14 protein-coding genes and 1 pseudogene are annotated in these 18,142 nt (G+C 58.1%); 7 read left to right on the top strand and 8 right to left on the bottom strand.

Annotated elements, in window-relative coordinates; translation table 11 throughout:
- Positions 1 to 8: 8 nt before the first annotated feature.
- Positions 9 to 158 (bottom strand): hypothetical protein, encoded by a 150-nt coding sequence (locus tag WM40_RS29870; protein ID WP_157685241.1) that lies wholly within the window; start codon positions 156 to 158, stop codon positions 9 to 11.
- On the opposite strand from WM40_RS29870, the gene WM40_RS02110 reads away from it, so the two are divergent.
- Together WM40_RS02110 and WM40_RS02115 are read left to right on the top strand one after the other, a co-directional pair.
- Positions 157 to 744, top strand: coding sequence for a hypothetical protein (locus WM40_RS02110; RefSeq protein WP_024905908.1), 588 nt, complete (start codon positions 157 to 159; stop codon positions 742 to 744). The two genes, WM40_RS29870 and WM40_RS02110, sit on opposite strands and share 2 nt — an antisense overlap.
- Positions 741 to 1,304, top strand: coding sequence for a GNAT family N-acetyltransferase (locus WM40_RS02115; protein ID WP_024905909.1), 564 nt, complete (start codon positions 741 to 743; stop codon positions 1,302 to 1,304). Before WM40_RS02110 ends, WM40_RS02115 begins: the two co-directional genes overlap by 4 nt.
- Here the strand turns inward: WM40_RS02115 and WM40_RS02120 are convergent, their stop codons facing one another.
- Complete coding sequence (locus WM40_RS02120) at positions 1,305 to 2,555, bottom strand: lactonase family protein (RefSeq protein WP_024905910.1); 1,251 nt, start codon at positions 2,553 to 2,555, stop codon at positions 1,305 to 1,307.
- Entirely contained in the window at positions 2,497 to 4,266 is a 1,770-nt protein-coding gene (locus tag WM40_RS02125; protein WP_157685675.1) for a carboxylesterase/lipase family protein, read from the bottom strand. The genes WM40_RS02120 and WM40_RS02125 overlap by 59 nt, the downstream gene beginning before the upstream one ends.
- Before the next feature lie 205 nt (positions 4,267 to 4,471).
- Between WM40_RS02125 and WM40_RS02130 the strand changes: the two genes are divergently transcribed.
- The 3 genes from WM40_RS02130 to WM40_RS02140 all read left to right on the top strand — a co-directional run bounded on the left by WM40_RS02130 (position 4,472) and on the right by WM40_RS02140 (position 9,176).
- Positions 4,472 to 5,569 (top strand): zinc-binding dehydrogenase, encoded by a 1,098-nt coding sequence (locus WM40_RS02130; protein WP_024905912.1) that lies wholly within the window; start codon positions 4,472 to 4,474, stop codon positions 5,567 to 5,569.
- A 104-nt stretch (positions 5,570 to 5,673) separates the two neighbouring features.
- On the top strand, positions 5,674 to 8,580 hold the full coding sequence (gene ppc / locus WM40_RS02135) for a phosphoenolpyruvate carboxylase (RefSeq protein ID WP_082102388.1): 2,907 nt from the start codon (positions 5,674 to 5,676) through the stop codon (positions 8,578 to 8,580).
- 293 nt (positions 8,581 to 8,873) lie between these two features.
- Positions 8,874 to 9,176: a hypothetical protein gene (locus WM40_RS02140; RefSeq protein WP_024904785.1), complete on the top strand. Its 303-nt coding sequence runs from the start codon at positions 8,874 to 8,876 to the stop codon at positions 9,174 to 9,176.
- Positions 9,177 to 9,187: 11 nt separating this feature from the next.
- On the opposite strand, the gene WM40_RS02145 is transcribed toward WM40_RS02140, so the two are convergent.
- Entirely contained in the window at positions 9,188 to 10,633 is a 1,446-nt protein-coding gene (locus WM40_RS02145; protein ID WP_096335607.1) for an inorganic phosphate transporter, read from the bottom strand.
- Positions 10,634 to 11,216: 583 nt separating this feature from the next.
- On the opposite strand from WM40_RS02145, the gene WM40_RS32215 reads away from it, so the two are divergent.
- Positions 11,217 to 12,842 (top strand): methyl-accepting chemotaxis protein, encoded by a 1,626-nt coding sequence (locus WM40_RS32215; RefSeq protein WP_024904787.1) that lies wholly within the window; start codon positions 11,217 to 11,219, stop codon positions 12,840 to 12,842.
- Between the two features lie 85 nt (positions 12,843 to 12,927).
- On the opposite strand, the pseudogene WM40_RS28505 reads toward WM40_RS32215, so the two are convergent.
- Together WM40_RS28505 and WM40_RS02160 are read right to left on the bottom strand one after the other, a co-directional pair.
- A pseudogene (locus tag WM40_RS28505) lies at positions 12,928 to 13,421 on the bottom strand (IS6 family transposase); the annotation flags it as partial.
- 54 nt (positions 13,422 to 13,475) lie between these two features.
- Complete coding sequence (locus WM40_RS02160) at positions 13,476 to 14,147, bottom strand: GntR family transcriptional regulator (protein WP_024904788.1); 672 nt, start codon at positions 14,145 to 14,147, stop codon at positions 13,476 to 13,478.
- A gap of 161 nt (positions 14,148 to 14,308) precedes the next feature.
- Between WM40_RS02160 and WM40_RS02165 the strand changes: the two genes are divergently transcribed.
- Entirely contained in the window at positions 14,309 to 15,154 is an 846-nt protein-coding gene (locus WM40_RS02165; protein ID WP_024904789.1) for a fumarylacetoacetate hydrolase family protein, read from the top strand.
- Between the two features lie 421 nt (positions 15,155 to 15,575).
- Here the strand turns inward: WM40_RS02165 and WM40_RS02170 are convergent, their stop codons facing one another.
- The gene (locus tag WM40_RS02170) at positions 15,576 to 16,460 is read right to left on the bottom strand and encodes a hypothetical protein (protein ID WP_157685137.1); all 885 of its coding nucleotides are present in this window, start codon (positions 16,458 to 16,460) and stop codon (positions 15,576 to 15,578) included.
- Between the two features lie 470 nt (positions 16,461 to 16,930).
- Positions 16,931 to 17,917 (bottom strand): prolyl oligopeptidase family serine peptidase, encoded by a 987-nt coding sequence (locus WM40_RS02175; protein WP_157685138.1) that lies wholly within the window; start codon positions 17,915 to 17,917, stop codon positions 16,931 to 16,933.
- Between the last annotated feature and the right edge of the window lie 225 nt (positions 17,918 to 18,142).

An 18,142-nucleotide genomic window follows, 5' to 3' on the forward strand; every position in this document is an offset into this window, starting at 1 on the left:
TGTGGACATTACACATCATTATTGAAAGCATCGTCAGATTCGAATTGTCCGTCGAAATGCTCTGAGCGACAATCAGCGCCAATAGGCAGGCACATCTCCTGGTCATTTGCCCAGTTTGCCGTTAAACCGGAAAGCCGTCCCGAACCACGCTGATTCATGTCCCCTTTCCGCGTTCACCTCGCCTCGATACTGGGCACGATCCTCATGTTCATCGCGGCGCTATGGCTCAATGAGATGCTATTTGCGCGCACGGAGTTCGTTCAAGGCATCAACTGGATCTACCTGCCCGCTGGCGTTCGGCTGCTGAGCACATTACTGTTGGCGGAAGGAGGGGCCATCGGCTTGCTGCTGGCCGGCTGGATCGTCAAATTCACTTATGTCTTTCCCCACGATCCGCAGCGCGCCTTCATCGGGGGCATCATCTCGTCCCTGGTTCCCTACCTGATCTATAAAGCCGCGCAGCACAGATATGGACTGGAAGCGTCGCTGTCCAATCTGACAAGCTCCCGGTTGTTCGTGCTGATTCTTGCGTTCTCCTTTCTGGACCCACTGGCGCAGCATGTCTGGTTACTGCTGCAAGGACGCACGCATCTGCTTTTCGAAGGCCTTACCGTAATGGTCATTGGTAATCTGGTCGGCACAATGCTGGTAATCTACACGCTGAAAGCCGGGCTCGCCTTGTCGGCCCGACTGTTGCCGCACCCGCCGGCCCGCGCAAAGGCGCATCAACGTATTCCCCCATGACCATCTCATCCGCACAAGGCACCCGACCTGACGTCTCCGGCGACGTCGATACGATCACCATCCGTGCGGCAACGCCGGCGGATATGACCGACGTAGCACGGATCTACGCGCCGTATGTGTTGTCTACAACGATCTCGTTCGAAACAGAGCCGCCTAGCGTCGACGCGATGCGCCAGCGCTACCACGATATCGTCGCTGCAAATGCACCCTACCTGGTCGCCGTGCAGGATGATCGCGTTGTTGGTTACGCCTACGCCGGCACCTACAAAGCGCGCGCGGCGTATCGCTTTACCGTCGAACACTCGGTCTACCTCGATGCATCCGTCACCGGGCGCGGGCTCGGTCGCCGGCTACTCGAAAACCTGATCACGGCATGCCGCAGGGCCGGCTTCAAGGAAATGATCGCGACGGTTGCTGGCGACGACAACGCCGCATCGCTGGGCTTGCATGCACGCTGCGGGTTCGTGCCGATCGGGCGCTTGAAGAACGTCGGATTCAAGTACGATCGGTGGATAGACGTCACGCTGATGCAGTTGTCATTGCGTGACGCCAATGCTTGATCAACCAGCCAGCGGCGCGGCGACCGTAATCCAATTCGCGCCTTTACCCGATGCACATCGGTCAGATAGCGTCAACGCACCGGTTGCCGAATCGATGCGGTAAGCCGACAGGAAATCGGAGCGCTCGCCGCTGGCAAACAAGTATTGTCCATTGGCATCGATTGCGATGCCTCGCGGCTGCGCTTCCGTGTCGATCCATGACACAGGTTGCCAGCCGTGCGTTTCATCCGCAGCATGCACGATGATGCGGCTCGATGCCCGCTCGCTGATATAGAGGAAACGATTGTCGGGGGTCAGTTGCAGATCCGCGGCCCAGATCCAACGGGCCATCTCGGTGGGATCGGGCTGATCCGGATCGGAGAAGTTCGGTCGCGCTCGCCCTTGTATCAACGCTGACAAACCGTCGCTGCGGGGTGATATCGAGATAAGCGTCAAATGCCCGGTCTCCGGCGCACGCGCATAGGTCGCCACCACGCCCTGGAACTCGCTAAGGACATGCAGATAGTCTTCGGCGAGGCTCAGGCGCATGTGACGGGGGCCGAAGCCAGCACCCACGTCCACCACGTCGTTGACCGTGAGTTGGCCATCCTGCAGAGTAAAACACCACACGGCGTTGCCGCCCAAGGCAGACACATACACGTGGCGTCCATCACGGCTTACGACAACGGCATGCGCATGCGCGACGCCATCGATCACCTGCCGTGGCGGTACTTCCCGCGACATGTCGATGTCGGTATCGCGCTTCTTCCCGTCGCCTTCCTGCGCGGAATGCCCACCGGCAGCGGAAAGGAGCGTGTCGACGTCATACACGCTCACGCGGTTCTCACCATACGACGCACCAATCGCCGTGCGGCCTGATGGATCGATTTCAACATACGCCAGACTGGACGCGATGGAAGCCCGGCCCAACCGTTGCAGTCTCGGCCACGTCTTCTCGAAAACGGCTGGCGAAATCGAGGCGTTCCCACTGATCGACGAGGAGGCCGTATCGACCACGCGGTAGATGACGATATGACGATTTTCCGCACGTGTCGCCGCCAGCAGCAATGCCCCGTCCGGACGTGCGGATACCCTCGCGGCGTGAGGCGACGCGAGGGTTACGCGCCGCGCCCACGACAGCGCCATCGGCATGACGACCGGCTCAGCCGGATGGCGCGCCGATCCTACAAAACGGCCGATATCGCAATCAAAATCATAGCCGCCGATATCGCCGTCCTGCGCATGCGAGACCCATACCGCCAGGCGGGTCATAGCACACCGTCCCACAAGGCCAACTCGTCACCCGATGGATTCGATGCCAGCGCGGGCTTGTCACGCAGCAACATCGTTTCACGCGGGGCCGGGCCGCTGTCGTCCTGATCTTTCTGGCGCGTGCGCGCATGTGCGGTTGGATCGTCATCGACCAGCAAGGCCGGGCGCAGCTTCTGCGGATCGGGCGAATAGGGCAACCAGCGCGGCAGCATCCGCGATGCGGGCGCATCACCCTTGATGAAAGCAACCCATGCCTCCTGCATGGCCTTGCCAATGGGCGGCATCGGCGCACTGCCCTTGTAGTACATCTGTGTGAATGGATCGTCCAGATTGCCCCAGACAAACGGCAATTCCGAGCCGTGCACGGTATATCCCTCGAAGGCGCCAAAAGCCAGTGGCCGTTCGAAGCGATAGGACCACGTATCGCCCCCGCTAGCGCATGCGCATCCGCCAGTCGAACCGTAGGCACCCAATATTCCTCGGCGGTCAGCAAGCGGATGCGCCGGTCGAATGCGGACAGCGATGAAAACGTCTGCTGGTACCGCGCCGATGCCTTTTCCATGTCCGCTACACGCAACTGCGCCAGTTCGCGCGGCAAGAACGGGGCCGCGACGCTCGGGTCCTTGCGCCCCGCCGCAACCGACTCCGGTGAGAAAAAGACCAGACTTTCATCCCGGTTGGAACCGATCAGCAAACGCACTTGATTCGACGCGCCTTTTGCAATGGCATCCTGCGGCCTGGCCATCAACATCGCGCCATCGACGACCGATCGGAATGCGAAGGCGCGTTGGTAGTTGGCGATGGTCGCGGCTTGCGCCTGAAGGATCTGAGCCGTCGAAGCACTCAGCAGGTCTTCCTTCTTCAACCCTTGCTTGTCGAGCGCCTGTAAAAAAATGCCCGTAACGCGGTCCGCCTCCGGGAGATCGTGGACGGTCTGCCCCCCACCACTTTCGATGATCGCCGACTGGAACAGTCCCGCGGAGGCCGGCATCGCCATCAATGCCGCAACCGCCTTGCCGCCAGCGGATTCACCAGCCAGCGTAACACGCGCCGGATCACCGCCGAAGGCCGCAATATTCTGGCGTACCCACTGCAATGCCATCAACTGATCGCGGTTTGCGTTGTTGCCGCTACCCCGATACGCATCGCCGAGAACACTGCCCAGTTCCAGGAAACCCAATGCGCCGACGCGATAGTTCAGTGTCACGCAGACGATGCCCTGCTCGGCGAAGTGCGTGCCGTCATACAGCGGTTGGCTGGCTGCTCCAGCGATATTGCTGCCACCGTAGATCCAGACGAATACCGGGTGAGTCCCGGGGTCGACAGGTGCCCAGACATTCAGGCGCAAACAATCCTCATCGAGCGGCACGTCGCCGAGCAGCGATTGATCCGATCCCGGTAGCTTGCGAACCGCCTGAATCGGGGCAGGCCCGAATGCAAACGCGTTCCACGTATCGTCCCATCCCGGAGAGGGCAGTGGCAGCGGCGGCTTGAAGCGCAGTTCGCCCACGGGCGGCTGCGCATAAGGAATGCCCTTGTACACGTCGACGCCATCCTGACGCATGCCGCGCAACGGTCCCGCCGGTGTCTTCAACGACACCGCCTCACGTGGCGACGGTGCGCGGCGTGGCGCGGCATGCGCCAGGAACGGCCACGAAGCCACGGCGGTCAGCGCGGCGGAATGCTGCAGGAAGGCACGGCGTCCTTTCACGGGTTCCCCTTTGGATGTGAATGTCACTATGGTAATAGGTCCAGATGCGCCCGGCTCCACGAACGCGTCTTTCTCGTACATATTGCCTAATTGCGCACGATTATGCAGACAGCGAGGGGCAGCCGTCCAGTTACCCCATGCGATAATCGACGATGTAGATCATGGGCATCGACGATTTAATAATCATTCAACGGAGCGTGAAGCGATGAAAGCTGCCGTCCTGACTGCCTTTGGCGCACCGCTATCCATCCAGACGTTGCCTGCGCCCGTCGCCGGTCCCGGCGAAATCGTCGTCGATGTCAAGGCGGCGCCGATCCTGCCCTACACGAAGGAAATCCTGGCAGGCGCCCGCGTCTATTCGTTGACACCCCCCATGGTGCCCGGATGCGGTGCAGTCGCGTGCGTGTCCGCGGTCGGACCCGACGCGACCACGCTACGCCCAGGCGATTGGGTTTTCTGCGATCCGACATTGCGTTCGCGGGACGATCCGCATACCCGTGACGCCGCGCTGCAAGGCTGGGACGCCCGCGGCGAAACAGGCGCCATCCTGCAACAGCGCTATCGAGACGGTCCGTTCGCGCAGCAAATGCGACTACCCCTCGAAAACGCCTTGCCAATCCCGATTGATCGTTCACCCGCTGCCCAGGACGACGACACCCTCCTCCAATGGAGTGCGCTGAACACGTTGCTCGTCCCCTACGGAGGATTGGCATCCATTGGCTTCTCCCCCGGCGAGACACTGCTCGTCAGCGGCGCCACCGGGCATTTCGGCAGTGCCACCGTGGCGGTGGCATTGGCCATGGGTGCCGCACGCGTCGTGGTGGCAGGTCGCAATACCAAGCGTCTTGCGGCGCTGGTAGACCGCTTCGGTTCGCGAGTGGTACCTGTCGCGCTAAGCGGGATCGAGCCGGACGATAAAAGGCGCATGCGCGCCGCCGGTCGCGACATCATCGATTGCGTACTTGACTTCCTTCCCCCCACCGCCACCTCTCGCACCGCGCGGGCGGCAATGATGAGCGTAAGACAGGGTGGTCGCGTGGTATTGATGGGGGGCATCGGGCTACAGGGCGAAGAAGATCTGGTGCTGCCCTACCCTTGGTTCATGCTGAACAACATCACCGTGCGTGGGCAGTGGATGTATTCGCGTGCCAGCGCCCCGCGCCTGGTCGCGCTCGTGGAAGCCGGGCTGCTGCGACTGGACGACTTCGCGATCATGCGGTTCGCACTCGACGACGTGAATGCCGCGATCGAAGACGCGGCCGCGCATCCGGTGCCATTTCGACTCACGGTCGTCTGCCCCTGACAATGGGAGAACGCGGGCGGGCACGCAGTTTGGCATAATAGGTCAGCTTGCCGACTCCACCGCGCGGCGCCGCATCGGCACCGCAACCACGCCCAGCGCCCGCCATGACCCTCCCCCGCACCGCTGCTCCGTCAAACGCTTCCGACCTCGCTTCCGTGTTGCCCTCCGGCCATGGTGCCATCCCGGTCCCTGCCGCCGAAGTGCCGGACAAGGATCGCCCGTTGTTCGAGGACATTCGTTTTCTAGGTCGATTGCTGGGCGAAGTGGTCCGTGATCAGGAAGGCGAGACGATATATGCATTGGTCGAGTCGATCAGGCAGACCGCCGTGCGCTTTCGACGGGATGGCGACATTGCGGCAGGCCAGGCGCTCGACAAGGTGTTGAACGGTCTCAGCGACCCGGAAATGGTCTGCGTCGTCCGCGCCTTCAGCTATTTCTCACACTTGGCGAATATCGCGGAAGATCGGCATCACAACCGGCGGCATCGGCACCATGAACTCGCGGGCACGGCACCGAGAGCGGGCTCGTTGCCGTATGCCTTATCCCGCCTGCGCGAAGCGGGCATTGACGATGAGGCAACGCGCAATGCGCTGCGGCACATGCTGATCGTCCCGGTACTGACGGCGCATCCGACGGAAGTACAACGCAAGAGCATCCTCGATGCGCAAAAGGCCATTGCGGACCTGCTGGCCCAGCGCGACGCACCACTGAGCGCGCGAGAACGGGCACGTATCGATGCGCTGATTCAAGCCCATATCACCACCCTCTGGCAGACGCGCATGCTGCGGCCGGCGCAACTCAGCGTCGAAGACGAAATTGTCAACGCGCTGTCTTATTACGGCACGACGTTCCTTGACCAGTTGCCGGCGTTGTATGGCGATCTGGCGGAAGCGATCAAGGCGCCAGGGCCGCTACCCGCTTTCTTGCGGATGGGGAGCTGGATTGGTGGTGATCGTGACGGTAATCCAAACGTCGATGCCGGCACGTTGGCCCTTGCCGCGCGGCGACAAGCACGAATCGCATTGACTTACTACCTCGATCAAATCGCCGCGCTGCGCACCGAGCTTTCCATGTCGTCGACGCTCGTCTCGGTCAGTCCGGCGCTGGATGACCTAGCAACACGCGCAGATGCCTGGCTGCCACCGTCGACACACCGCGAAGACGAGCCCTATCGGCGCGCCTTGGGAGGGATGGCACTCCGGTTACGCGCAACGGCATTGCAGCGCGACGTCGACCTTCCAGGCCGCCCCGCGCTACCGCACGATGCGTTGGCCAGCGCGACGCCTTACGCGAACGCCGCGGCATTCGCCGACGACTTGAAAATCGTCTATGACTCACTGCATGCACACCACGGCAGCGCTCTGACGGCCGCACGATTGACACCGCTACGACAGGCACTCGCCATTTTCGGTTTCCATTTGGCCAGCGTGGATCTACGGCAAAGTTCCGATATCCACGAACAGGTGATCACCGAGCTGTGCGCCGTTGCAGGCGATGCCGATTATCAACGGATGGACGAAGCAAGCCGGGTGGCCTGGTTGCAGCAGGAACTCGCGCATGTGCGGCCTTTACGCAGCCGCTACGCACGATACAGTGCACTGGTGCAAGGCGAACTTGCCATCTTCGAACAAGCTGCCACGCTGCGCGCGCAATTCGGCGTCGAAGCCGTGCCGCATTATATCGTCTCGCATACGGAGACCGTCAGCGACCTGCTAGAAGTTCTGCTGCTGCAGAAGGAAACGGGGTTGCTTGCCGACGCGGACAACCCAGGCATCATGGTCATCCCGTTGTTCGAGACAATCGAGGATTTGCAAAACGCACCGGCGATCATGGCAGCCTGGCTCGCCCTGCCGCACACACAAGCCCGGATGCGCGCGCTGGGACGAGAACAAGAAGTGATGCTGGGATATTCGGACAGCAATAAGGATGGAGGCTTCCTGACATCGAACTGGGCGCTGTATCGGGCGGAAGAAGCATTGGTCGCGGTGTTTGCCGAACATAACGTGCAATTGCGGCTGTTTCATGGTCGCGGCGGCACCGTGGGCCGTGGCGGCGGCCCAACCTATCAGGCCATCCTGTCGCAACCGACCGGCACTGTGCAAGGACAGATTCGGCTGACCGAACAAGGCGAACAGATCGCGGCAAAGTTCGGTAATCCATCGATCGGTCGGCGCAATCTCGAGTCCTTGGTGGCGGCAACGCTTGAAGCCACGCTGCTCGACGACATCAAGGCGGGCGCGGGTGCGGGTGCGGGTGCGGGTGCGGGTGCGGGTGCGCAGGATGCCCGTTTCGCGCGATATGGGCAGATCATGGATCGGTTGTCGACGTTAGCGCAGCAAGCGTATCGCGCCTTGGTGTACGAAACGCCAGGTTTCGTCGATTATTTCTTCGCGGCAACCCCGATAGCCGAAATCGCTGATCTGAATTTGGGCAGCCGTCCCGCGTCGCGAAAACTGCAGGACCCCGCATCGCGCTCCCTCTCTCATCTTCGCGCGATTCCGTGGGGATTCTCCTGGGGACAATGCCGTCTATTGCTGCCGGGATGGTATGGCTTCGGCAGCGCCGTCAAGGAATGGCTTGCACAAGGGGAGGATACCGAAGCAGCGCGGCTCGCGGAATTGCAGCAGATGGTACGGCAGTGGCCATTTTTTACAACATTGCTGTCGAACATGGACATGGTATTGGCGAAAGCCGATTTGCCAATGGCGTCACGCTACGCGAGCCTGGTTGACAATGCCGCACTGCGGCAGGCGATCTTCGGCGCAATTCAACGTGAATGGCAAGCCACCGTGGAGGTTCTCGAAGCCATCACGGGTCAATCGGTGCGACTTGCCGACAATCCCCTGCTCGCGCGGTCGATTCGCAATCGCTTCCCGTATCTCGACCCGTTGAATCATCTTCAAGTCGAATTGCTACATCGCTATCGCAGTGGTGAATCGAGTGACAAACTTCGTCGCGGCATCAAGTTATGCATCAACGGTGTCGCGTCCGGCCTGCGCAATACAGGGTGATCCACTAACCTCTCAAGCATATGGGGCGTCATCGTAAAATCAGCGCACGCCCGCTGTTACAGAGCTCAGAAAAATCGCAAAAGTACTTGCCTATACTGGTTTGTAAACGTTTCCAATCTATTTATTTAGCCCGAGTATCATTCTAGCGTGGTAACGTCAAGCCGTTGACACGGCGGGTCGAGGTCAGATATGTCTAATTTACATGGATAATTATTGATCATTGAACAGTAAAATAAGAGAGAATTCGCACGGCGGCAACGCCATTGCATTCGCGATGTCTCAGGAGAAACAAAATGTCCCATCGTGTCAACAGTGCGACAGTGATTCCGTCAGAAACCCTGCCGGGTACGACGACGTTGATCGACACTGTCACGCAATTGCTGAACAGCCAACAGATTCACTACCGTTTGGCTGATCGCATTTCCAAGTCCATTGTCGTCGCTTTACCGACGGACGCGTCCACCGATACACACGTCGCTCTGGCCGCATATCAAGAGGCACTGGAAAAACTCAGGTACTCGGTCAAAGCGGCAAAAGCGGGCAATATGATGGACGCCCTCATCCGTCTGCGCGAAGCCGACCAGCCGTCGGCCTGATCTCGGCTGCGCTACAGCGCGGGGTTATCGAGGACGTAGAATAGAACGCCCGCGATCAGCATCGTGACCGGCAGGGTCACGATCCAAGTCAGTACGATGCGGATCAACATGCCAGGCTGGAGGCCTTGCCCTCCAGCCGCCATCGTTCCGGCGATACCCGATGTCACGATATGGGTCGTGCTGACGGGAAGGCCCGTAAAACCAGCGGTTCCGATCAGAACCGAACCGACCAGTTCGGCGCTGGCACCCTGCCCTGGCGTCATATGCTGCTTGCCCAGGCGCTCACCTAACGTGCGGACCACGCGCTGATAGCCGAACATCGTGCCCACGCCGAGGCAAAGCGCACTCAGCAGCCGGACCCATAGCGGCGCATATTCCACGGAGTCACGCATTGCTTTGCGGATTTCGGTCGCTTCATGGCGTTCCTCCGCCGACGCATCGACCGATCCGGCAACGTGCTTCATCTGCGAGACAATCTGATAAACATCGCCGCGCAGTTGTGCGCGTGTGGCGGCGAATTGCCCGCCATTGGCATCTAGCGGACTACTTTGTCCCTGCTGCTGCGCCTCGATGGCCTGTGCCTGTTGCGCAAGTACGTGGCTTGACCCGTGCAAGCGACTCGCCGATGTCAAAGCCTGGGCCTTCATATCGTCGCCGTAAAGCGCGATCAATGGAATGGCTCGACCCGCATAGTCGCTGAGTGTGCGGATCTGGTTATCCGCCGACGGATTCAAGGCGTAGGTTGCCGGCAGCATCCCGATAATCGTCAACATGATCAAACCAATGCTCTTTTGCCCGTCGTTGGTTCCGTGAGAAAAACTTACCGACGTACACGTCAGAATCAGCAAGACGCGCATCCACCAGACCGGCGGCTGATGCGGTGCCGGCGGCACGAACAAATGGCCGCGGCTCTTCAGAAAAATACGTAGCAGGCCATACAATGCGCCCGCCAGGACAAACCCTAACACGGGAGAAATCGCGAGCCCTTTTAGAACGACCAGAATCTGCTTCCAATCCACTCCTTGCGCCACACTGCGGGATTGCAGTAACGCATCAGCCGCTGCGACACCGATCAGCGAGCCGATAATGCAGTGCGAACTGCTGTTCGGCACGCCAAACGCCCAGGTCAGGACGTTCCAGAATAGTGCCGACGCAAAGATGGCAACCAACATCGGTACCGCAGGGGCGCCGTTTGGCGGCGTCAACACGTCAGGAGGCAGAATTTCGACGAGGGCATACGCCACCGTAATGCCTCCTACCAGTACGCCAACGAAATTGCAAATGCCGGACCAAACCACCGCTGGCGTGGCCTTCAGGGAGTTCGTGTAAATCACGGTGGCAACGGCGTTCGACGCATCATGGAAGCCATTGGTTGCTTCGAAAGCCAATACCATCAAGAAACACACAGCGAGCATCGCAATCACGATCCCCGACGACGGTACAAAATGTGACAGCATCAGCGTTTTCCCGAAAAGACGCGTTGGCAGAATGCCAAGCGATGGCTGGAAATGAAATCAACGGACGCATGGAGCACGTAGGTGGACTTTCGCAGAGTGGGCTTGGGTTCGACGACAATCCGTTGAGCGCAGCCCCCTGTTTATCGTAGGCGATTAGCATGACAGGCATGAGGCAGAAAATTTCGATTGACTAACAGGCATGTTTTTTTATTTTATGTTGTACTGCTTATTAGTTTTTTAGTGCGGCATGATTTTATGACGACATCGCCAACAGCATATTTTGTATTCTAGATGCCGCACCGACGGCCGGGAATCACATGCGCTGGCGCGCAAGCATGATGCGCGTGGCCGCTGATGGTGCCGATCCTCAGTGGTAACGACTCCCCCCCAATCCGACGACACAAACATAACAACAAAGGAAAGGACGTTATTGCCTGTTAGTTGCATTATAGGAAGTTGACGACCAAGTTGGTATTTTTACTATTCCCCTGTAGGAATGGCAAAACATGCCGTTTACCAATTGGAAGCCCGATTGGCGATACGCCTCTTGGCAACTCTTCTTAAAGCGAAGTACTGGAGCACCATGGGCAACATGTCTATTCGATGGCGCTTACGCGTCTCAGTGTTTTTCCTGGCGATTTTGGTTGTGATCGTCGGGGTGTTAGGTCTCGTCGGCATGAACAAAGCCGTCAGCGGCTTGCGCGAGATCTACAGCAACGACCTGAACGCCACGCGCTTTCTCGGCGATATGGAAATTCAGATCGGCCGTGCACGCGCGGTCGTCCTGCGAGCACCTTTGGCCACGACACCTGAACTCGGCAAAGAGGATTTGGACAAGGGACTGGTATATTGGACTGAATCAGACAAAGCGTGGTCGCAGTTCACCGCACTGCCGATGGACGACACCGAAAAGGAATTGTCGCGGGTGGTCTCCGACAAGCGTGAAGCGCTACGCAGCATCTTCATGAACTTTTCCAATGCAGTGCGCGGCGGCAATAGCGCGCAGTACTACAGCACGGCCAATGCCGTTGGCAAGGCGTACACAGCGCTTGTCGTTGCGAATGATGCACTGAAAGCGCAACAATCCACTGCCGGTAAAATATCGTATGAAGATGCGGAATCGACGTACTCGCGGTTGACGTTCCTGGTATTGCTGCTCATCGTCTTTGCGCTCGCGGCGGCTATTGCCACCGCATGGTCGTTGGCGAAAGCGATCAACGCGCCACTGGATTCGGCCCTGGCACACTTTGCCGCCATGGCGAACGGCGACCTGACGCGCCCGGTGCATATCGGTAGTAAAAATGAGATGGGCCGCCTGATGGAGGCGTTGATGAGCATGCGCGACAGCTTGTCCGCCACGGTTGGACGCGTGCGCCGCAGTGGCGAATCGATCGCCAGCGCAAGCAAGGAAATTGCCGCCGGTAACAACGACCTCTCATCGCGCACGGAAGAGCAAGCGGCATCGCTGGGCGAGACGGCCGCCAGCATGGAAGAGTTGACCGCCACCGTCAAGCAAAACGCGGACAATGCACGCGTTGCCAGCGCGCTTGCTGGCGAGGCGCAATCCGTCGCCACGGAAGGCGGTGCGATCGTCGGACAGGTCGTGCAAACAATGGCTGATATTCAAGATAGTTCCGGCAAGATCGCGGACATCATCGGGATCATCGAGGCCATCGCCTTCCAGACCAATATTCTGGCGCTGAATGCCGCCGTGGAAGCGGCGCGCGCCGGCGAACAAGGGCGCGGCTTCGCCGTGGTTGCCACCGAGGTGAGATCGTTGGCGCAACGCTCGGCCAGCGCCGCCAAGGAAATCAAGACATTGATCGATACGTCGGGAAACCGCGTGGACGCAGGCTCGAATCTCGTCTCGCAGGCCGGCGAGACCATGGAAAAAATGGGCAAGGCCATCCAGCGCGTCAACGACGTCATGGCGGAAATTGCCGCGGCATCCGAGGAACAAACCCGGGGGATCGAGCAGGTCAATCAAGCCATTTCGCAGATGGACGAAGTGACGCAGCAAAATGCCGCGTTGGTCGAGCAGGCCGCGGCGGCGGCCAGTTCGCTCGAAGATCAGGCCGAGCACTTACGCGTCGCGGTGGAGGTATTCAAGATACGGGATGCGGTGGAGTCTGGTGATCAGTCGATGATGACCGCGCACCGTTCCCGTTCAGGCGCGCATTTTTCTACAGCGCCTGCCGTTGCGCATTGAGTGATCGCGGCAGAACGACATGGACGGCGTTCTCGCCGGTTCTATCGCGTTGATGGTTGGAAAGCGAATTTTTCGCGACATGGCGCTACGTCCCGCAAACTGAACGGACCATTCGTGCCGGTGCAAAAACTTGTTCGGCGAACGATATTGCATTCGCTCCGATTGCGAATTGCCCCTTGCTGATCATGTGCATGCGTTCCACGCCAGCAAGCACCACGCTAGCGGCCCGGAACGATTTGAAGTTGCGCATCGGCCTAGTCACCCGCTTGATGGCGCGATGGTCCTGTTCGACGATGTTGTTGAGGTACTTGACTTTGCGCACCACGACGGATACGTCGCGGTCGGCGTTGATCTCATCACCAGCAGCCCTGTTAGCGCCGCTATTGTCCATCGCGATCTTCAGGGATTGCCGTTTGGCCTTATAGCTTTGTAAGAGAAGCGCATCGCCGAAGATATGTCGCACTTCGCAGTGAGCAGGAAGTCGAAGGTCTTGCCACGTTTGTCAACCGCGCGGTAGACATATTTCCAGACGCCCTTGACCTTGACGTACGTCTCGTTGATGCGCCAACTGACACCGACCAGCCACGCCGGAGTACGTAGCCAGCCGTATTAGTAAGACCGGCCGCCAATCTATCATTCAGCCGTCGACATCCGTATGAGCAGTGCATTTGTAGTGCTCATGATGTGAGCCTCCATAGATGCTACCGCTGCATCCGCGTCTCGCTTTAGGGCGGCATCCATTAACGCGCGATGTTCGCTTTCGAGGTCCCGCTTATCCCCAGTTATCGAAACCGAAAGCGCACGGTATCGTGCGTTTTGCTCGAAAAGCATGATGCGGAAACGCCTTAGCCATGTGTTCTCACAAGCACTGACAAGGGCTTCATGAAATGCGGTATGCGCATAGCTCCAATCGACCGGAACATGGCCGCCCCGAAGCGGGGACTCAGTTTTCGACAGTCGATGGAATGCAGCAACCACGGCAACCTCCCACGCGACATCACCATTTGCAATCGATCGTCGCAGACAAGTCCCCTCTATCTCGATACGGGCTGCCGTCAAATCCTGTAGGTCCTGGACGGATATTGCCGCGACCCGAAAACCTTTCTGCGGCTCTGCCACGATCAACTCTTCGGCCGTAAGCCGTGAGAGCGCCTCACGTAGTGCACCGACATTGGTATCAAGCGATTCGGCAAGCTCCTTCACATTGATACGCGCTCCAGGACGAAGCTCACATGTCAAAACAAGCTTTCTGACCGTTTCGTATGTCGATAGGGTCAAGCTTCGAGCAACGGCTGTAGCGGACATAGCATTCCTCTATTGATAAACTGATTTTATCCTATAAAATAGTTTTTGCTTAGATAAAATGTTTTTGCATTGATCATCGACTCAACACCATGCCTTCGCTTCGGAATGCTCCGTCGTGATGTCAGTCGCATATAAAGTCCGCCAATTGAAAGGAATATGAAATGAAACTGTGCCGCTTTGGCGCACCGGGCGAAGAGCGCCCCGGCCTCGTCGATCCCCAAGGACGAATTCGCGATCTTTCCGCCCACGTGGCCGACATCGATGGGAGCCAACTGTCACCGAAACGTCTCGCTGCGATTGCCGCGCTGTCGCTCGACATGCTGCCGATCGTCGAAGGGGCTGTGCGCTATGGGCCTCCTGTGAAGAGCGCTTCAAAATTTATCGCCATCGGCACTAACTACCGCGATCACGCAGAGGAAGCAAACCTGCCGATACCCGATGAACCATTGGTATTTTTCAAAGCGATCAGTTGCTTATCCGGACCGAACGACGACATCGTGCAACCTCCGCACTCCACCAAACTTGATTGGGAGCTGGAGCTGGGCGTCGTCATCGGCACACGCGCTCGCTATGTCAGTGAGGCGGACGCGCTGGATCACGTCGCTGGCTACACGATTGTGAATGACGTGACAGATCGCGGCTTTCAGTTTCAGAGCTCGCAATGGGACAAAGGCAAGGGCTGCGACACTTTTGGCCCGGTCGGCCCCTGGTTGGTCACGCGGGACGACATCCCCGATCCGCACAATCTCGATATGTGGCTGGAAGTCGATGGCGTGCGCAGACAGGCAGGCAACAGCAAAACGATGATTTTTAGCGTACCCCAGATCGTCTCGTATCTTAGCCACTACATGACCCTGGAACCAGGCGACATCATTTGCACCGGAACGCCACCGGGCGTTGGTCTAGGCATCAAGCCCACACCGATTTTCTTGAACCAGGGTGAAACGGTCCATCTTTGGATTGATGGCCTCGGCGAACAACGCCAGAAGGTGATCGCCGCGCGATAGCTGTCGCGGAGCCGGTGGTAACGAGAGGGGAGAAGGTATGTGATCCTCTCGTCGCCAGCAATGCATCTCTTATCCCAACCAGGGACATCACAAATGACCTGCAAACGCGATGGCGTCTGCTTCGCGATCGTGGGCACGTATGCTCTTATCCGTTCGAACCCGGCACCGCATTGGATCGCCGGGCGCTTACTCAAATTCGGCCTGAGCGGTCGCTCTGCACGAGGTCTATCGATGCCCGTTGTCGGCAAGAAAACGGTCGTTAACCATCCGGTCGGAAAATTTGTGGCGCGGGGTCCGATACCGACCCGTTTGAGTCACTCAGCTAGCATGGGCGCCGGTCCACTACCGCACCGATATAAGACATTCGCATGCAGCGCTGCAGTCACTAGCATCAGTAGCTGCCGAGACGACATCCATCCGTTCAGCCGCGCCACTGCACCGCAGTCTGACAATGGACCTTCGTGCCGACGACCTTGCTGATAAGTTCGTTTGCAGTGTTGATCGCGCGAGCCGCGTCGTCCCACATTACGGGACGGAGGCTATGTGCAAAATTGTTACGCGTCCGTCTTGCATCATCCAAACGCGCGAGCATGTCGTCTTCAATTTTTTTATGAAAAGAGAGCATCTGCGTCACGATCGAAGCAGTGTAGTCGTGCCCTTCAAGCAGCATCCTGCGGCGATCGCGGTTCATCTCGGTGTGCCCGCCATTCCTTGCGTCTAGTTCATGTACAAGGCTCGCCCACACTTTATTGAGTGATTTTTCGATAACCGACCAGGCAATAAGGTGGGCGGATTCGTATTGATGAAGTGTCAACTGATTGCCCGCAGTCAGGCAGAGTGCCAAGATTTTTAGGCCGTCGTCCTCAAACACTTCGCCACAGCGTGCCATCACATGCAATGCATGATCTAGGGCGGCTAGCTTTATATCCTGCGCCAAGAAGTTTGATCCCTTCACTTGGCTGATTGAAATGTCTGTGATAAGCCAGAGACCTTGCTGCTCAAAAGCCTTGCAGTAGCTAGTTGGATTCAGCGGCGATTGTACGGGTGTTCCGGTTTGCATCGTCTCAGCGATACCCGAATGCAGCGCCATCAAGAATGCGTTCATGTATTGAAAGCGCTGATGGGCTAGTTCCTGGCGCTCTCGCATAATCTTCTCGTCAAACGTCGTACTTGGTACTTGCCGGAAGTTTGGAGACTTGTCAAAGTCAAAGATCAGAAAACCATCGCGGCGAGCTGATATGGGCACATTTGAGGGGCCCGTTTCTTGCCATACGATTTCCGCCAGCTTACGGTTGACCTCATCCATAGACGTCATATCCCTAGGCGCGCTTTCGAAGCAATACTGGATTCCTCCGTAGAAGTAGACCGCCAGAGCATAGGGTGAGATTGCGAGCGAGTTTTCCATGCGCTTGAGGGGGCGTTTTTTGTCGAAAGTGTTCGAGATAATCTCATAGGCGACATCAAATGGGGCGCATGACCGAAACGGAGCTCCGTTGAGCCATAAGTCAGCGCCACGCGAGCGTCGCTTAATGGCCGATTACCGCCTCACAATGCTAGCGCGGAAATAATCAGGAAGATTGTCCCCGATAGACTAGTTTGAGACTTTCGACTGAAAGGTCAAGATCGGCGACAATCGACACCGGTGTGTGTGGCGATTCTCGAGAAATAGATGAAACTAAATGAAGGGCATCGACACGTCCAACAAAGGAAACTCGTGCCAGGGTCTCGACTGCATCGGAGTGCGCACCAGGCCCGACTCGAACGGCAGGATATTTTTCAAGGCGCTCCGGTTGGCGTTCCCGCCCGGGCCGCTTGATTGACGATCTCACTGAGCGCGTTTGCCTGTCGCGCATTGTCGGTAAGTCCGGTGAATGTTTTCGTGATGAACGCGCTAGGCAAGCCGTCCATGCAAGCCTGGACTACGCGCATACCTGTCATCATCGTTTGGTGATGTTCGGCCCCGGTGCCGTTTATCGCAATCTGATATGCCTCGATCCCTTTGTCCTTTACCGCCTCGACAAAAGCAGTCTGCGTGCTGAAAGGGACATTGCTGTCGGAAATCGAACTTACGGCAAACAAGCGAAAACCGGGCATCGGATGAATGGCATTCACGTGATCAATCGGATCCCAGACATTGCCGAATGACGTCCCGGTGGCATCGACACTTTGCCCTTTCAATTCGGCGCGGGCTTTTACGCTCAACACGCCCGAAGTGGGTACCGCGCACAACACGTCGTTTCTTTCCGCGATCAGCGCACCCACTAGCCCGCCACCCCCACTTTGGCCGATCAGGCCGAATTCTCGAATCTCGTACCGTTGTTTCAGTTTGTCGATTGCCGCATTGATGACCGCGGTTTCATATCGCTGGCGACGTCTTTTCTGATCGCCGCTGGAACCGTCGGTTCCCGGTCGCCCCAGTAAAACCCATGCCATGTGGTCATGCGCCTGTTCTCTCTCGGCTTCATCGTAGAGATCCCGAGGCGTGCGCTTCGCGTATCGCGGCCCTACCGCTCGCCCCGAAATCCAGTCGCCCTCCATCGCGACAATGGCGCGATGCGTCTTTCCCGCGACAAAGTCACTCGACGGATAGTATTTGATACATTCCGCAAAATCGGCGCCGTCTACCCATACGGTATCTGGCTTTAGCGAACAGGCTTCCCGAGTAGTGGTTGCACCGGACAGCACTTCAGACGCGCTGAAATGATCATTCAAGCCATAGTGCGTCACTTGTGAAGCGCATCCTCCCAGCAGTACAACTGCCAACGCACCGCCATGGACAATCCACCTCGATAAAACATCCCGTTTATTTTTCCTATGCGCTCGCATCGTGGCGTTCTTATAAAAATAAAATGGCAGACAAATTAACCCTATGTCGAGGCGGGTGCATATGCCTCGTGCTGGCATTGCCACGTTACTGAGGCTGGGGCGAGAAAACGGTATGTTGCCGACCCAGTTCAAAACAAGAATGGATTTTAGCCGACAAGCGTA

This window comes from Robbsia andropogonis (assembly GCF_000970345.1).
Taxonomy (GTDB): domain Bacteria; phylum Pseudomonadota; class Gammaproteobacteria; order Burkholderiales; family Burkholderiaceae; genus Robbsia; species Robbsia andropogonis.